This is a genomic window from Vibrio proteolyticus NBRC 13287 (assembly GCF_000467125.1).
Taxonomy (GTDB): Bacteria; Pseudomonadota; Gammaproteobacteria; order Enterobacterales; family Vibrionaceae; genus Vibrio; species Vibrio proteolyticus.
In genome coordinates this window covers 240,690-252,959 of record NZ_BATJ01000005.1, presented here as the reverse complement: position 1 = coordinate 252,959, position 12,270 = coordinate 240,690, and the positions used below count along the sequence as shown (strand labels likewise).

Below are 12,270 nucleotides of genomic sequence, written 5' to 3'. Positions count from 1 at the left end.
CCGCAAGGGGCTGGCGACTTGCTCATCCTGGTTAGAGACAACTCAGGAGGGGCGGTTAGTCTTCATCCCACTCTTCATCCCATTCGCCGTCGTCATACTCTGCCAACAGGCTAATCTCCTGCACCACAGGGTGATCCTCACCAAATACTGAGTGGATACGGGGGACCAATTCCTCTTTTACAAAGCTTTCGTGGTCGGCATCGACAAAGCTCACATAGCGTTTTATCACAGGCAGTGTTGCCGCATCTCCAGTAGAGGCCAGCGCATAAACAACATCGCCAAGGGAGGCCTGGGCGCCACACCATTCCCACAGATTGGTTTTCAATCGCGTAGTGTCCAGATAGTCACAATAGTGGGTGATCATCTGAATCATAAGGTCTGAGTGTTGCTGCACAGTTTGCGCAAAGAAGGGCTCAGGGGCAACGTTACCACCCTGGCCATCAAGCAGCTTAAAAGAGAACTGGTCACCTATGTGTTTGGACTCAATATCTCTGCACAGTGCCAGCATTTGCTGTAATGCGGCCAGGGGCTCATCTGCGTTAATAGGGTAACGCCCTTTCAGGTTTTCGGCTAACTGCGCCTCTGGCAGATAGCTGCGTGTAACGGCTTGGTTTTGCGGCTTAATGAGTTCACTGTTTCCTTCAAGGTCCATTAACACAGTCTGATCGCTGAAGGACAGCAGCAGCTTGTCACCTTGCCAGCGTAAATCTGTCAGTTCTTCGTATATGTCGGTCAAGGCTTTGCAGTACTCTTCAAAGTCTTGTTCTGGACCTGCCTGCAGTAGATCAATATCGATATGGTGCTGCGTCAGTTGTTCGAAACTGTAATTGCGCAATGGCAGTTTACGGAGAGTCTCGCCTTTCTCGATATCAAAGAGTTCAAGCTGCAATTGCACGCATTGCTCGTTATCATGCTCAACAATCTGAACGGCATCCCAGCTCAGCATTACCCCCAGATTTGCTGCCAAGTTCAATGCTGGCATGCACAGGTCGGTATTGGCGCTACCGAGGCCTGGCAGTGGGATCAGGGACTCTTGCTGACCCAGTAAGTCCAGTTTATAGAACTCATGAGGTCTGGCTTGATCCCAACTTGTGTTGGCATTACAGGCATATAGCCACAGCTGCCCCGAAGCTGGCTCAATCGGGCGATAAACATCGAGCCTGTAACAATCTATCTGGCGTTGGTACTCCTGTTCGCTTTCATCATCCTCTTCGTCATCTTCAAAGTTGAGCTCAAACGGCAAACGAAAGTCGCTGAGAATAGACAGATCCTTGCAATCCAGTCGCACCAGATAGGGAATGTTGTAGTCATTATCGTTATTCATGGTAACCATAATGGTGAAGCGACCGCTGGAAAGTATGGCGCCAATACTGATCTCACCGGCGAGATGCTGGGTGTGTGTCAATGTCTGTGTAGGAATATGGAAGCGGGTGAACTTACCGTTCCAGTCTCCCAGCAGCAGGTATTCACCTACAACCTCTTTCAAAATAAGGTGGCTATGTTGGGTCTGCAGATACCAGACAACCGTCTCCTTGCCATCTTGATGGAGCTCTATGATGCGCAGCCCAGGGCTTGGATCTTGAGTGGCTTGCTCGATGTAATAGCCCATGGTTTCTCCTTGTTACCCACAGTTAAATTCGGGTATTTACCACTGTCTGAAGACTAAAGCGGCAGGTGTGAGGGATCAATGTAAGTTGTTAAGTAATCTCAGGAAATGTGATTAGGGTGGATAAATCGATACAAAAAGACCGGCACACTGGCAGGTCTGATAGGGCATTAAGTTGAACTCAATGGCATTGGGTTATGAGTTGATGCGAGTAGGAATGCCATTTCTGTAACAAAGGAGTGTACGATGCAAGAACAAGAAGAGATTACGGCCACATTAGAAGATTATGCCAAAGCATAGATATAGATGCTTTGATGTCTGTGTTTGACCCTAGCGGAAACATATCAGTTATTGGGACTGGTGAGGATGAATTGTTCTCAGGAGCACCTGGTGTGAGGGAGTTGTTTCAGAGGAACTTTTCAGAGGCAACGGCTAGCAAGTTTGAATGGGGTTGGTATGATATTGTCATCTCAAGTGGGTGTGTAGTGGTTTCACAATGTTTAACTATTTACTTGAACACGGAAGGCGGAGAAATCAGTGTCCCTGTGCGATGGACAGTCGTTCTTAAGAAAGTAGAGCGCTGGCTCTAGATGCATAGGCATGCGTCCACGGCGTCAGGCTCACAGGAAAAAGGGCAAGCATACCCAACCCGGTGAAAACGCGTATAACAAACTGTTTAAGAGTGATTCGCAACGCTTGGCATTTTTAATATGCGTTGCGTTTAGTGTTTAAGGTGGTATGCGGCGGCTTCGGTATTGCGTTGCTCACACCTTAACAGGGCGTTATGTGATTGGAGGCTAAATGTACGGAATTACGGAATTAATTGGTTCCAAGCTGAGTAGAGTTGAGGGTGTTGGCTTATCATCGTTAAAGTTTAGCTCTGGCCGACTAGTGGTTCACAACCCAATTACACTTAGTGGATGCGATGGGATGAAGTCTTTGGTTTTCCGTGAGGTTGTGGATCTAAAAGTGGCAGAAGATTCTTTGTTACTGGTGTTCTCAGGTCAAGCATCTCTAAGAGTATCTCTTCTTGATAATGACTTTACTGGCCCTGAAGCTGCGGTTTATACATCAAATTCAGGTTTTATTGTTGTATTCAACTAAATCACATAACAAACAATTTAAGCAGATTCGCAACGCGTGGCAATTTTGGTTTGCGGTGAGTTATGTGTTTACGGCGCAATGCGGTGACTTTTGTAGTGCGTTGCTTACTACTTAATTGGGCGTTAGGCTAACTGGTTAGCAAATAGCTATCTCTACGTGTTGTAATTTCTTGAAGCCCATTTTAGTTACTAAATTGTTGGTTCTTTAATTTTTGGGTTTGGCTCATCACTATGTGTGTACTATAACTCACAAAAAGATACGACTTTAGTTTATCTATGTTATTCCTTAAGTTAATCTCTACTTGGTTATGCGATTTCATGCACATAAACTGATGCTGGTGCCTCTTTGAGGTAGTTCAATTGTATATGTGGGTGGTATCGCTCGCACTTCAATATATGGTGCTTCGTATCTATTTGTATATCTATTTGGGATTTTTATGGACGAAAAAATGTTTCTTGAAGCTGGCGATGTTTCAGTATCAAATAGTCGTTTTATTGTAAATGGTCAAACTTATGCAATGAGTAATGTTACTTCTGTTAAAACAGGAATCGAAAAAGCCAACAAAGGAGTGGGTATTATAATTACTTTAATCGGCTTGATTACTTTATTTGCTATTAAGTCCATCGGCTGGGGAATACTGATTGTTGCTGTCGGTGTATTAGCATTTATGGGGGCAAAAGATAAATATTCAGTGATTCTTAGTACTTCATCTGGTGAGAGTAAAGCTCTTACTAGTGATAAAAGAAACCATATAGAAGATATTGTGTCAGCATTAAACGAATCAATAGTCAGCCGAGGTTAAGCCTAACAAAGCATTTAAGAGTGATTCCCAACACTTGGCGTTTCTAGCTTTGCGTTGGGTTTTGCGTTTACAGCGCAAAGGTTCGAGCTGAGCGGTAGCGTTGCTCACACCTTAATGCGGCGTTAGCTATTTTTCGCATACAAAGGAGTTCTGGTTGGAAAAAGTTTTAGTTAGCTCGTGCTTAGTCGGAAATCAAGTTCGATACAATGCAAGTTGCTTGTCAATTCCTGAGCCTGATCTGCATTGGCTTCGATCAAACCTAGAGCTTGTGGTCTTTTGCCCAGAAGTATCGGCAGGTTTGCCCACTCCTAGAGCACCTGCTGAAATAATCGCTGGTAAAGGTGTTGATGTATTAAAAGGCTTTTCGAAGGTGGTCGGAAACGATGGTATCGACGTAACTACTCAATTTGTAGCAGGGGCCAAGAATACCTTGGAAGTGTGTCTGCGACTACAAATAAAATATGCAGTGCTCGCAGAGAATAGTCCTTCCTGTGGTAGTTCCAATATTTACGATGGTACGTTTAGTGGGACCAAAGTTAATGGGTCTGGGGTCACTGCTACGTTGTTAGAGAGTAGCGGTATCAAGGTGTTCAGTCAGCATACGATAGCCCAATTCCGTAGTATGTTGGACAAACATAGCTAACAAACTGTTCAAGAGGGATTCGCAACGCGTGGCATTTTTACCATGCGTCGGTTTTAGTGTTTAAGGTGGTATGCAGCGGCTTTGGTATTGCGTTGCTCACCCCTTAACAGGGCGTTATATTTTTAATCAAATCCCGAGTCAAAATCATGGATGAAAGAAGTCAAAGTTATCTAGATCAATACCTCAAATCTTTACCTGATGAAGTAGCATCAAACTACACTTCATTTAGTTCAGACTATTTCTGTGCAGATGAATACAATGCAAATGTATGTGCAGACTTAATTCTTCGTGGAGAAAAACGTGCGTCATGTAGCTTAGATTACTGGTACAGTGAAAAAGGAGAATTGTTGCCAGAAGTCGGTCATCTTCAAGTAGTGACAAATTGGGATGGCATGCCAATTTGTATTATAGAAATCACCTCAGTAACTAAGTGCAAATACCATGACGTAACACCTGAGTTTGCAGCTTTGGAAGGTGAGGGCGACAAGACGCTAGCTTGGTGGCGAAAAGCACATTGGAACTTCTTCTCAAGAGAATGTGTCGAGTTAGGTATAGCACCTTCAGACGATATGTTATTGATACTAGAGCAGTTTAAAGTCGTATATAAATAAAAATATAACAAGCAGTTCAAGAGGGATTCAGCACGCGTGACATTTTTGGTTTGCATTGATTTCGGTGTTGAAGTGCCATGCGGTGGCTTGGTCATTGCGTGCTTCACCCCTTAACTGGGCGTTATGTTTCAGTGATTTATCTATGAGGATTATGATGAACAAGTTATTTAAAGAAATTCCACTTTCAATTCAAGAGTATCTTGAGCGGATGGATGATTACGATGACCCCTGCTTTATGTTAATCCATACAGAGCAGAATATAGCACCATTTATCAATACTATTAATTCGGTGATCGATGTTGAGAAAACTTACTCAAAAGTTAGTATTCAAGCTTCAGACAACGTGTCTTTTTACTCTCTTGATTGCACCCATGAGGTAATTGAAAGAATCGTCAAAAAAATTCATGAAACCCTTGTTGGCTCAAATATCAATTTCTATCAGTCTGCTTTCCGCCATAATTGCTTAGGTGAACCAGAAGAAACATTCCTTTGGTGTTGTCAACTTTTAGGGGAAGCCCGCGATGAATTTGCTGATAGTGGGGGCTACAAAGTAAACGACTTTCAAGACCGCGAAAAATGGCCAGGCATTCAAAAGTATATGAAGCAAAAAACATAACAAACTGTTTAAGAGTGATTCGCAACGCATGGCATTTTTGCTATGCGTTGCCTTCGGTATTGCGTTGCTCACACCTTAACAGGGCGTTAGGCATTAAGGAGAAACATGAAGCTAATTTACACGTTTACGGAAGAGCATATAACGGACGTGTATAATCTGTATCAACAAGCTTGGTGGGCAAAAGAGCGGACATTAGAGCAAACAGCCCGTTGTCTAAAAGGTTCTCAACTATGCATAGGCATTGTTGGTGGTGACAATAACCTTATTGGTTTTGCTCGTGTTATCACTAATTTCACCTTCAAAGCCTTGATCTTCGATGTTATTGTTTGTTCGTCGCAACGAAATAGTGGTTTGGGTGCAAAGCTCATATCAGCAATTCAATCGCACGAAGACCTAAATCAAGTTCAGCATTTTGAGTTGTACTGTCTCCCAGAAATGAGAGCGTACTATGAAAAGTTTGGTTTCAGTACCGAGGTTGGTGGGGTTCATCTCATGCGTCAGGCCAATGCCTAACAAACGCTTTAAGACGGATTCGCAACGCGTGGCATTTAGTGAGTTTTGTGATTACGAAGTAGTGCAGAGGCTTTTGTATAGAGTGCCTCACACCTTAACAGGGCGTTATGGCTCACAGGATAAGCAAGCTCAAAAATGAAGAAATGTACTGTATCATACACAATTGACCTGTAGTTACTTATGCTTACACCAACGAGTATACCTTCTTCCTCAAATGTATCTCGCTCAAACTGCAGAGCTTGCTGTTGTCGTCCCGAAGTTAAGATTATCCCGGATACTGGTGTACCAGAAGAATTCATTGCACATGACCAGTATGGAGTTGAAACAATGATGAGATTAAATGATGGTTGATGCGCGGCTTTAGATAGAGACACTCTAATGTACACAATTTATGAAAACCGGCTTTGGATATGCCGCGAATTTGAAACGGGCTCTAATGAGTGCTCAGATGAACGTATTAAATTAATATAAAACAGTGGGTTACGGGTTGTTCGTGAGTTGTTATCCATTACAAAGTGTTTAAGCGTGATTTACAACACTTGGTATTTTCGGACGACATTGGCTTTAATTTAAACGGTTCAATGGTTTCAGTTGGGGCGTTCTGTTCCTTTCTGAACGTGGTGGAAGTGCTAATAAAAATGGAGTGGGGAAATGGAACATATAAATTATTTTCTGATCGTATTTTCAGCGATAGCCGCGATTGCAAGTCCGGGGCCTGCAACATTAGCAATCGCTGGGGCATCGATGGAGAAAGGCAGATTGTTTGGTCTCCACCTTGCTTTGGGAGTCTTGACCGGCTCTTTAATTTGGTCAATGTTGGCAGCGTTTGGGTTGGCTGCAGTATTGAAGTCAAATGTTTGGCTGTTTGAGATCCTTAGGTATTGCGGCGCTTGCTATCTCCTCTACCTTGCTTACAAATCACTAAAATCCGCGCTAAATTCAGAGTCACCTAACCTTCCAACAATGCAATTCAACTCAAGAAAAAGTCACTACCTCAAAGGGCTATTGATTCATTTGACAAACCCTAAGGCAATCCTCTTTTTTGGTGCTTTGTATTCGATGGGCGTACCGAGAACGGCAACACCTCAAGATCTTCTTACTGTTGTCGTTGTAGTTGGCGTAGTGAGTGCATCGATCTTCCTCAGTTATGCGCTTATCTTTTCTCATGCTGGGGTAAGACGCCTGTATATAAAATCCAAAACGATTTTTGAGGGCATCTTTGCGGTGTTTTTTGGCACGGCTAGCTTTAAACTTCTTCTCAGTGACGTCGAGGTCTCGCTCTAACAGTAGGCCGTTAACAAGGAAAAGCTAATTTTCGTGTGGTGAAGTCTCATGCAGACTGGGATGTCAGCTTCATAGGTGGTGGTATTGCGAAATTTGAAACCGTGCTGAGTGAGAGTGACTGGCTATTGCTCAGCCAGCAACGCACCTGTAGCAAGTTGGTTAAGAAAGATTCGTAATGTCTGGCAAAGCTCGTATTGATCGCGCTGTGTTTTGGGTATCGTGTAATTGTTGATTTAACGAGAGTTTTTAGAGTTATGTTTGTCGTGTATTTGTCTTTGGTTTCATTAATCGCCTTTCCGGTCTTTTTTGTCACCATCATTGTTGGCTTGGTAAAAAAGAATAAAAAAACGAAAATATTGGGCGGTATTGGGTGCGTAGCATCATTGTTATTCTTTGTGGCAAGCATTTCATTGCAAGTTGTATATTCTGAATCAATCAAAGAAGCAGTGATAGAGACTCAACAGCAAGATCTACAAAGATTTGTTGATAGCTATCGCCAGTCTAAGCAATCTGCAGACTAAAGTAATGCATCCTGCTTTGCCAGCGGATCGTTTCTCGTGGTGATGTTTGTTGAGCCTGAGGCTAGGTTTGTCTAAAATAGCAGGTTCTTTATCTATTTCAGGTCATCAACATGAGCGAAAATAACGCAAAACCAGCTTTGCCAGATCGTCTGGCGGGTAACCCTCGTAGCCCACACTTTGTTGCTGAGTGTTTTGAACACCAGATCGGTATTCGTCTGAATGGCAAAGAGCGTACGGATGTTGAAGAATATTGTGTCAGCGAAGGCTGGGTAAAAATCGCGTCTCCTAAATCTCGCGATCGTTACGGTAATCCAATGCTGATCACCCTAAAAGGTGAAGTGGAAGCATTTTACAAATAAAGCCCTGCTTCCACTCTTGTCGTTTCACACATAGAGCGGCCCCCGTTCTATGTGTTGTTCTTGCCGCCTCCCCAAGATTTTGCGCTCAATCCCTGTGCCAATACGGCTTTGTAAATCGACTCAATCGCTTCCTGGTATCGCTAATATCATTGTGGCGGTTGTGTGTATATGCAATTGTATGTATCTTTGCGTTTTTTATCTGTCTGGATTATGAAATGCGACAAGTACTTAGGGAAAAGATCATCGCTGTATGCAATAAGAAAATCAGTCAAAAAGGCGAGCACGTCGGTGTGTCGTTCTATGCTTTCTTTGCAAATAAAAACGATGACCCAGAGCTGTTGATGGAAGCGGCTACCTGGTGGATACACACTCATCAACTGGATCATTTTGAAAAAGCGCGCAAAGTGATTGAGCTGGTTACATCCGGACGTTAGGTTATGGATACTGAGTTGCGGCTGGTTGACTACCCAGAATGTCACTGTAGATGCTCATCGGCCACAAGCCAGTGTTGGGTAACGCAACTGGTCCAGATGTTGCGATCTTGTATCGTCAGTACGGTGACGTCGTGCCGAACGCCGACGCTTAGTTGAGTTGATTGTGCGGATGAATTCGAAAGCGCTGTTTGGTGTGGTGTTAATTGTTGCGGCAGCTCTGAAATGTGCTCAGGCGGTGTACCGTCAGGCTCAAAATACAGACATGTTGCAACAGGTGGAAGCAGATGTCCGTGGCATTGTCATTGAGGTTGACGAGAGGGTGAGCGTGGGTCATTTGTCTGGTGGTTACCACCTGATTACCGTGGTGTTTTATGCCGGTGAGCCTGGCTTGAGTCCGCTCAATTTTGAGCCTCAGCGTTTACTTCGGCGCGCTCAGTTGGCACTTTGTGAGCGTCACAACTTTTCTCAGTTTAGCTCTCTCGATTACCGCATATCATTAGCATCAGGCTCAAAGGACCGCTCCGAACCTGTCGTAATGACCCAAACGGATTGTGAGAATAGACATCAGATTGCCGGCGGAGTCTAGCAAGGTATTCAAATCAAGGGTGGGTTGATGGATAACATGAAAAAACGGGGTGTGGATGAGCAGGGCTTTGTGCTCAATGTCTGCCATCCGGAACGAATACAAACCGAGTTTCGTGTTGTGGTGGACCAAGCCGTAGCGCAATTGCTGAGCACCTTTCCCACCGCAATACACAGTATTTACTTGTACGGCAGTGTTGCCCGCGGGGAAGCAAAGCGGTGTCACTCTGATCTTGATATGTCGGTAGTTTTTTGCGCGCCTCTAACGGAGCAAGATCACAAGCGTCTAAAACAATTGTCTTTGGCTTTGACGGAAGGATTTCCCCTCATCACGAAGGTCGACTTTGACCCAGGTCATTTGGCAGAAGTTCTGCATCCGCAAGAAAAGTTTCGCTGGCAGTTCTGGCTCAAACACTGTTGTTGCTGCCTATGGGGAAAAGATCTCACACTCGGTTTTGAGGCTTGTAGACCAAATTTAGCCATTGCTAGTGCGCTGAATGAAGATTTACCAGAAATGGTGGTGATGCTGAATTCTGGATTAAATGAAGATAACGCAAGCACCAGAGGAAGAGTTTTAGCGAAGAAGTTGCTTCGTAGTGCCTGTGGGTTACTGGTGGAGCAACATCGCAGCTGGCTGGTGGGTCCGGAAGAGTGTGCGGGAGTGATCCGTCGTTATCAACCTCACTATGAACCGGGAGTTGAGATGGCGCTCATGATTTTGAGAAAAGAAACCGCCACGGTCAACGAGGTAGTACAATTGAGCGCCAGTTTTGCGCAGCCACTGATTGAAGAATATCGGCGAATTACGCACAATCATTTGTGATAACGCGACAGTGTGAGACCCGCGACATCAGCGCGGTGCAATGGAACGCCAAGGTCAATCAAAGACAAGGAAGAGTATGTTCATACCAAAGAACATGGTGATGTCGGGTGACAACGCCATCATTGATTTTATCGCCCACCATGGTTTTGCTCTGATGGTTTCGCCCACTCAGGAAGCGACACATTTACCGCTGATACTTGAACCTTCAGAGGGGCCCAAAGGGGTCTTGTATGGGCATCTGGCGAAAGCCAATCCACATTGGAAACAGTTGTCAGGTCAGCGGGTATTGATCGTCTTTCAAGGGCCGCATGCCTATATCTCTCCGACCTGGTACCGGCGAAAACCGGCAGTACCAACCTGGAATTATGCCTCCGTGCATTGTTACGGTACCGTTGAGTTTCTCGATGCGTCGGAAACACTGGCATCACTCGAACAATTGACCGCCAAGTACGAGCCTGAGTTATTACACGCCAACGATACGATGCCCGATGAGTTTGTTGATAAGCTCTCCCACGCTATTGTCGGAATTCGCATCGTGCTGGACGACATTTTGGCTAAAGAGAAGCTGGGTCAGCATCGAAGTCAGGACGATCAGCAAGGTGTTGTTGCTGGCTTGTGCAGCCAAGACTCTCTGGAAGCCGAAATGCTGGTGCAATACATGAGACAGCGTCATCTGGGCACCGGCGAGTAAGTCCCCTTGTTACAACAGCCTCCAGTTAGGAAGAAGTAGAGTTGATGGATACAAACACGATTGATATAGCATTGGCACAGATTCCGGTCAAAAAGGGCCAGATAGCGACGAATTTGACCGAGCATTTGGCCGCAATCGCTGCGGCGGCTCAGCAGCAGGTTGATTTAGTGGTCTTCCCGGAATTGTCACTGACAGGCTATGAGCTTGAATTGTTAGCGACATTAGCCATGACCGAAGAGAGCGATGCGATCCAAGCGTTGAAGACGGCGGCACAAAAATACGCTATTTGGGTGATTGCAGGTTGTCCGTTGGCTTGTCCTAATGACAAGCCTGCGATTGCTGCGGTGGTTTGTTCACCCCAGGGGGATGTGCACTTTTGTACTAAACAATATCTTCACCCTGGCGAGGACGTGTTTTGCTCCGCGGGCTCACAAAACCATACATTGAACATCCAGGGTTTTACGTTGGCTTTGGCGATTTGTGCTGATTTTAGTGAGCCGCAACATGCCCGTGATGCCAATCAGCAAAAGGCGGATGTCTATGTCGTCAGCGCGTTGATTTCACCTGCGGGGTACGAGACCGATGCGTCGATACTGGCCGATATTGCCAGCAGTTACAACATGCCAGTGTTATTAGCCAATCACATCTCCGTGACCGGAGGATGGCAGACCTGTGGTAAGAGCACCATGTGGCTGCCATCTGGCGAACCGGTAGCCGCTCTGATGAATGAACCGGGGTTAATTGTATGTCGTATTGCCTCTGACGGCTCGCATGGTGTGGTGACGTGTGACGCCGATAGCGAATGAACATACAGCGGTTGCGGCGCCTGCCAGGCAAGTGGTCTTGTTACGCGGACTGTTCAGGGGGCAGTTCCATTGGGGTGAGTTTCCCTCGCAGTTGCAGCAAGTGATGCCGGAGTGTCATGTGCGTTGCGTAGACATACCGGGTACAGGTTCCCTGGCTCATCTGACGTCGCCTGACTGCATGGAAGACATGGTAGACAGCATTCGACAGCAACTGGACGGACAGGCGCCGATTGATGTGGTGGCAATTTCAATGGGCGGTATGATCGCTCTGAAGTGGTTGGAAAGGTATCCGCATGAAGTGCGCCGTGCCGTTTGTATTAATACCAGTGCAGCGGGGTTCAGCCCGTGTTATCAACGTCTCAAACCCGCTGCGCTTGTCCGAATTATTGGGGCACTGATGTTGCCAGTAACAGTGAGAGAGCGATGCGTGTATCGCCTGGTGTCTAATCAGCCCAACCGACCAGAAGTTGTCCGCCATTGGGCGCAGCTGCAGCGTCGCTACCCGACGCGCATATCTAATTTTATCCGCCAGCTTCGCGCAGCGGCCACTTTTCGTATTAAAAGAATTACAGCGCCCGTGTTGTTTATTTCTTCACAGCATGATCGCCTGGTGAGCCCGCTTGCCACTCAGGCGATAGCGAAAAAATGGAAAGCGGCACTGCGGATCAATGCATGTGATGGCCATGATATTGCTCTGGATAATCCGGACTGGTTGTGCTGCGAAATCAGAGCGTGGTTGTTGCATTCGTCAGGGCTGCTTGAAACTCCGTCAATTCAAAACAAAGAAGAACCGTGAATTTGACTTGGATTCATATTTGGTGCGAAGGATTTGAGAAAGCGTATTCGCTCTAGCAGTTATGCATTAGACATCAGCG

18 protein-coding genes and 1 pseudogene are annotated in these 12,270 nt (G+C 45.6%); 18 read left to right on the top strand and 1 reads right to left on the bottom strand.

Translation table 11 applies throughout. From position 1 onward, the window contains the following. Positions 1-55: 55 nt before the first annotated feature. Complete coding sequence (locus VPR01S_RS08620; RefSeq protein WP_021704933.1) at positions 56-1,609, bottom strand: hypothetical protein; 1,554 nt, start codon at positions 1,607-1,609, stop codon at positions 56-58. A gap of 311 nt (positions 1,610-1,920) precedes the next feature. On the opposite strand from VPR01S_RS08620, the gene VPR01S_RS23190 reads away from it, so the two are divergent. The 18 genes and pseudogenes from VPR01S_RS23190 to VPR01S_RS08540 all read left to right on the top strand — a co-directional run bounded on the left by VPR01S_RS23190 (position 1,921) and on the right by VPR01S_RS08540 (position 12,191). Beyond that, entirely contained in the window at positions 1,921-2,196 is a 276-nt protein-coding gene (locus VPR01S_RS23190) for a nuclear transport factor 2 family protein (protein WP_021704932.1), read from the top strand. Between the two features lie 211 nt (positions 2,197-2,407). Continuing rightward, entirely contained in the window at positions 2,408-2,710 is a 303-nt protein-coding gene (locus VPR01S_RS22780; RefSeq protein WP_021704931.1) for a hypothetical protein, read from the top strand. 436 nt (positions 2,711-3,146) lie between these two features. Then, positions 3,147-3,512 (top strand): DUF6232 family protein, encoded by a 366-nt coding sequence (locus VPR01S_RS08605; RefSeq protein ID WP_040902436.1) that lies wholly within the window; start codon positions 3,147-3,149, stop codon positions 3,510-3,512. Positions 3,513-3,666: 154 nt separating this feature from the next. Next, entirely contained in the window at positions 3,667-4,155 is a 489-nt protein-coding gene (locus VPR01S_RS08600) for a 2-thiouracil desulfurase family protein (RefSeq protein WP_021704929.1), read from the top strand. 146 nt (positions 4,156-4,301) lie between these two features. Continuing rightward, the gene (locus VPR01S_RS08595; RefSeq protein ID WP_021704928.1) at positions 4,302-4,766 is read left to right on the top strand and encodes an ASCH domain-containing protein; all 465 of its coding nucleotides are present in this window, start codon (positions 4,302-4,304) and stop codon (positions 4,764-4,766) included. Between the two features lie 154 nt (positions 4,767-4,920). Beyond that, positions 4,921-5,382, top strand: a complete 462-nt coding sequence (locus VPR01S_RS08590; protein WP_021704927.1) for a hypothetical protein — start codon at positions 4,921-4,923, stop codon at positions 5,380-5,382. Positions 5,383-5,487: 105 nt separating this feature from the next. Continuing rightward, positions 5,488-5,895 carry a GNAT family N-acetyltransferase gene (locus VPR01S_RS08585; RefSeq protein WP_021704926.1) on the top strand — a complete coding sequence of 136 codons (408 nt, stop codon included), beginning with the start codon at positions 5,488-5,490 and terminating at the stop codon, positions 5,893-5,895. A 180-nt stretch (positions 5,896-6,075) separates the two neighbouring features. Next, positions 6,076-6,366: pseudogene (locus VPR01S_RS23030) on the top strand (YkgJ family cysteine cluster protein). A gap of 180 nt (positions 6,367-6,546) precedes the next feature. Then, positions 6,547-7,179, top strand: coding sequence for a LysE family translocator (locus tag VPR01S_RS08580; protein ID WP_021704925.1), 633 nt, complete (start codon positions 6,547-6,549; stop codon positions 7,177-7,179). A 35-nt stretch (positions 7,180-7,214) separates the two neighbouring features. Then, positions 7,215-7,355, top strand: coding sequence for a hypothetical protein (locus tag VPR01S_RS22855; protein WP_169727787.1), 141 nt, complete (start codon positions 7,215-7,217; stop codon positions 7,353-7,355). Positions 7,356-7,433: 78 nt separating this feature from the next. Beyond that, the gene (locus VPR01S_RS08575; protein WP_021704924.1) at positions 7,434-7,700 is read left to right on the top strand and encodes a hypothetical protein; all 267 of its coding nucleotides are present in this window, start codon (positions 7,434-7,436) and stop codon (positions 7,698-7,700) included. Between the two features lie 110 nt (positions 7,701-7,810). Further along, on the top strand, positions 7,811-8,059 hold the full coding sequence (locus VPR01S_RS08570; protein ID WP_021704923.1) for a DUF3297 family protein: 249 nt from the start codon (positions 7,811-7,813) through the stop codon (positions 8,057-8,059). Positions 8,060-8,274: 215 nt separating this feature from the next. After that, positions 8,275-8,493 (top strand): DUF6500 family protein, encoded by a 219-nt coding sequence (locus tag VPR01S_RS08565; RefSeq protein ID WP_021704922.1) that lies wholly within the window; start codon positions 8,275-8,277, stop codon positions 8,491-8,493. A 169-nt stretch (positions 8,494-8,662) separates the two neighbouring features. Continuing rightward, the gene (locus tag VPR01S_RS08560) at positions 8,663-9,079 is read left to right on the top strand and encodes a hypothetical protein (protein ID WP_021704921.1); all 417 of its coding nucleotides are present in this window, start codon (positions 8,663-8,665) and stop codon (positions 9,077-9,079) included. 27 nt (positions 9,080-9,106) lie between these two features. Beyond that, a complete protein-coding gene (locus VPR01S_RS08555; protein ID WP_021704920.1) occupies positions 9,107-9,898 on the top strand; it encodes a nucleotidyltransferase domain-containing protein in 792 nt (263 codons plus the stop codon). Positions 9,899-9,974: 76 nt separating this feature from the next. Beyond that, entirely contained in the window at positions 9,975-10,589 is a 615-nt protein-coding gene (locus VPR01S_RS08550; RefSeq protein WP_040902434.1) for an FMN-binding negative transcriptional regulator, read from the top strand. A gap of 44 nt (positions 10,590-10,633) precedes the next feature. Continuing rightward, positions 10,634-11,395 (top strand): carbon-nitrogen hydrolase family protein, encoded by a 762-nt coding sequence (locus VPR01S_RS08545; RefSeq protein WP_021704918.1) that lies wholly within the window; start codon positions 10,634-10,636, stop codon positions 11,393-11,395. Continuing rightward, entirely contained in the window at positions 11,376-12,191 is an 816-nt protein-coding gene (locus tag VPR01S_RS08540; RefSeq protein WP_245580782.1) for an alpha/beta fold hydrolase, read from the top strand. Before VPR01S_RS08545 ends, VPR01S_RS08540 begins: the two co-directional genes overlap by 20 nt. Positions 12,192-12,270: the final 79 nt, after the last annotated feature.

What these genes read in the sequence shown, in the direction of transcription:
- VPR01S_RS08620 (WP_021704933.1), bottom strand. Translation starts at nt 1,609, where the DNA reads ATGGGCTATTACATCGAGCAAGCCACTCAAGATCCAAGCCCTGGGCTG.
- VPR01S_RS23190 (WP_021704932.1), top strand. Translation starts at nt 1,921, where the DNA reads ATGTCTGTGTTTGACCCTAGCGGAAACATATCAGTTATTGGGACTGGT.
- VPR01S_RS22780 (WP_021704931.1), top strand. Translation starts at nt 2,408, where the DNA reads ATGTACGGAATTACGGAATTAATTGGTTCCAAGCTGAGTAGAGTTGAG.
- VPR01S_RS08605 (WP_040902436.1), top strand. Translation starts at nt 3,147, where the DNA reads ATGGACGAAAAAATGTTTCTTGAAGCTGGCGATGTTTCAGTATCAAAT.
- VPR01S_RS08595 (WP_021704928.1), top strand. Translation starts at nt 4,302, where the DNA reads ATGGATGAAAGAAGTCAAAGTTATCTAGATCAATACCTCAAATCTTTA.
- VPR01S_RS08590 (WP_021704927.1), top strand. Translation starts at nt 4,921, where the DNA reads ATGAACAAGTTATTTAAAGAAATTCCACTTTCAATTCAAGAGTATCTT.
- VPR01S_RS08585 (WP_021704926.1), top strand. Translation starts at nt 5,488, where the DNA reads ATGAAGCTAATTTACACGTTTACGGAAGAGCATATAACGGACGTGTAT.
- VPR01S_RS08580 (WP_021704925.1), top strand. Translation starts at nt 6,547, where the DNA reads ATGGAACATATAAATTATTTTCTGATCGTATTTTCAGCGATAGCCGCG.
- VPR01S_RS08575 (WP_021704924.1), top strand. Translation starts at nt 7,434, where the DNA reads ATGTTTGTCGTGTATTTGTCTTTGGTTTCATTAATCGCCTTTCCGGTC.
- VPR01S_RS08570 (WP_021704923.1), top strand. Translation starts at nt 7,811, where the DNA reads ATGAGCGAAAATAACGCAAAACCAGCTTTGCCAGATCGTCTGGCGGGT.
- VPR01S_RS08565 (WP_021704922.1), top strand. Translation starts at nt 8,275, where the DNA reads ATGCGACAAGTACTTAGGGAAAAGATCATCGCTGTATGCAATAAGAAA.
- VPR01S_RS08560 (WP_021704921.1), top strand. Translation starts at nt 8,663, where the DNA reads ATGAATTCGAAAGCGCTGTTTGGTGTGGTGTTAATTGTTGCGGCAGCT.
- VPR01S_RS08555 (WP_021704920.1), top strand. Translation starts at nt 9,107, where the DNA reads ATGGATAACATGAAAAAACGGGGTGTGGATGAGCAGGGCTTTGTGCTC.
- VPR01S_RS08550 (WP_040902434.1), top strand. Translation starts at nt 9,975, where the DNA reads ATGTTCATACCAAAGAACATGGTGATGTCGGGTGACAACGCCATCATT.
- VPR01S_RS08545 (WP_021704918.1), top strand. Translation starts at nt 10,634, where the DNA reads ATGGATACAAACACGATTGATATAGCATTGGCACAGATTCCGGTCAAA.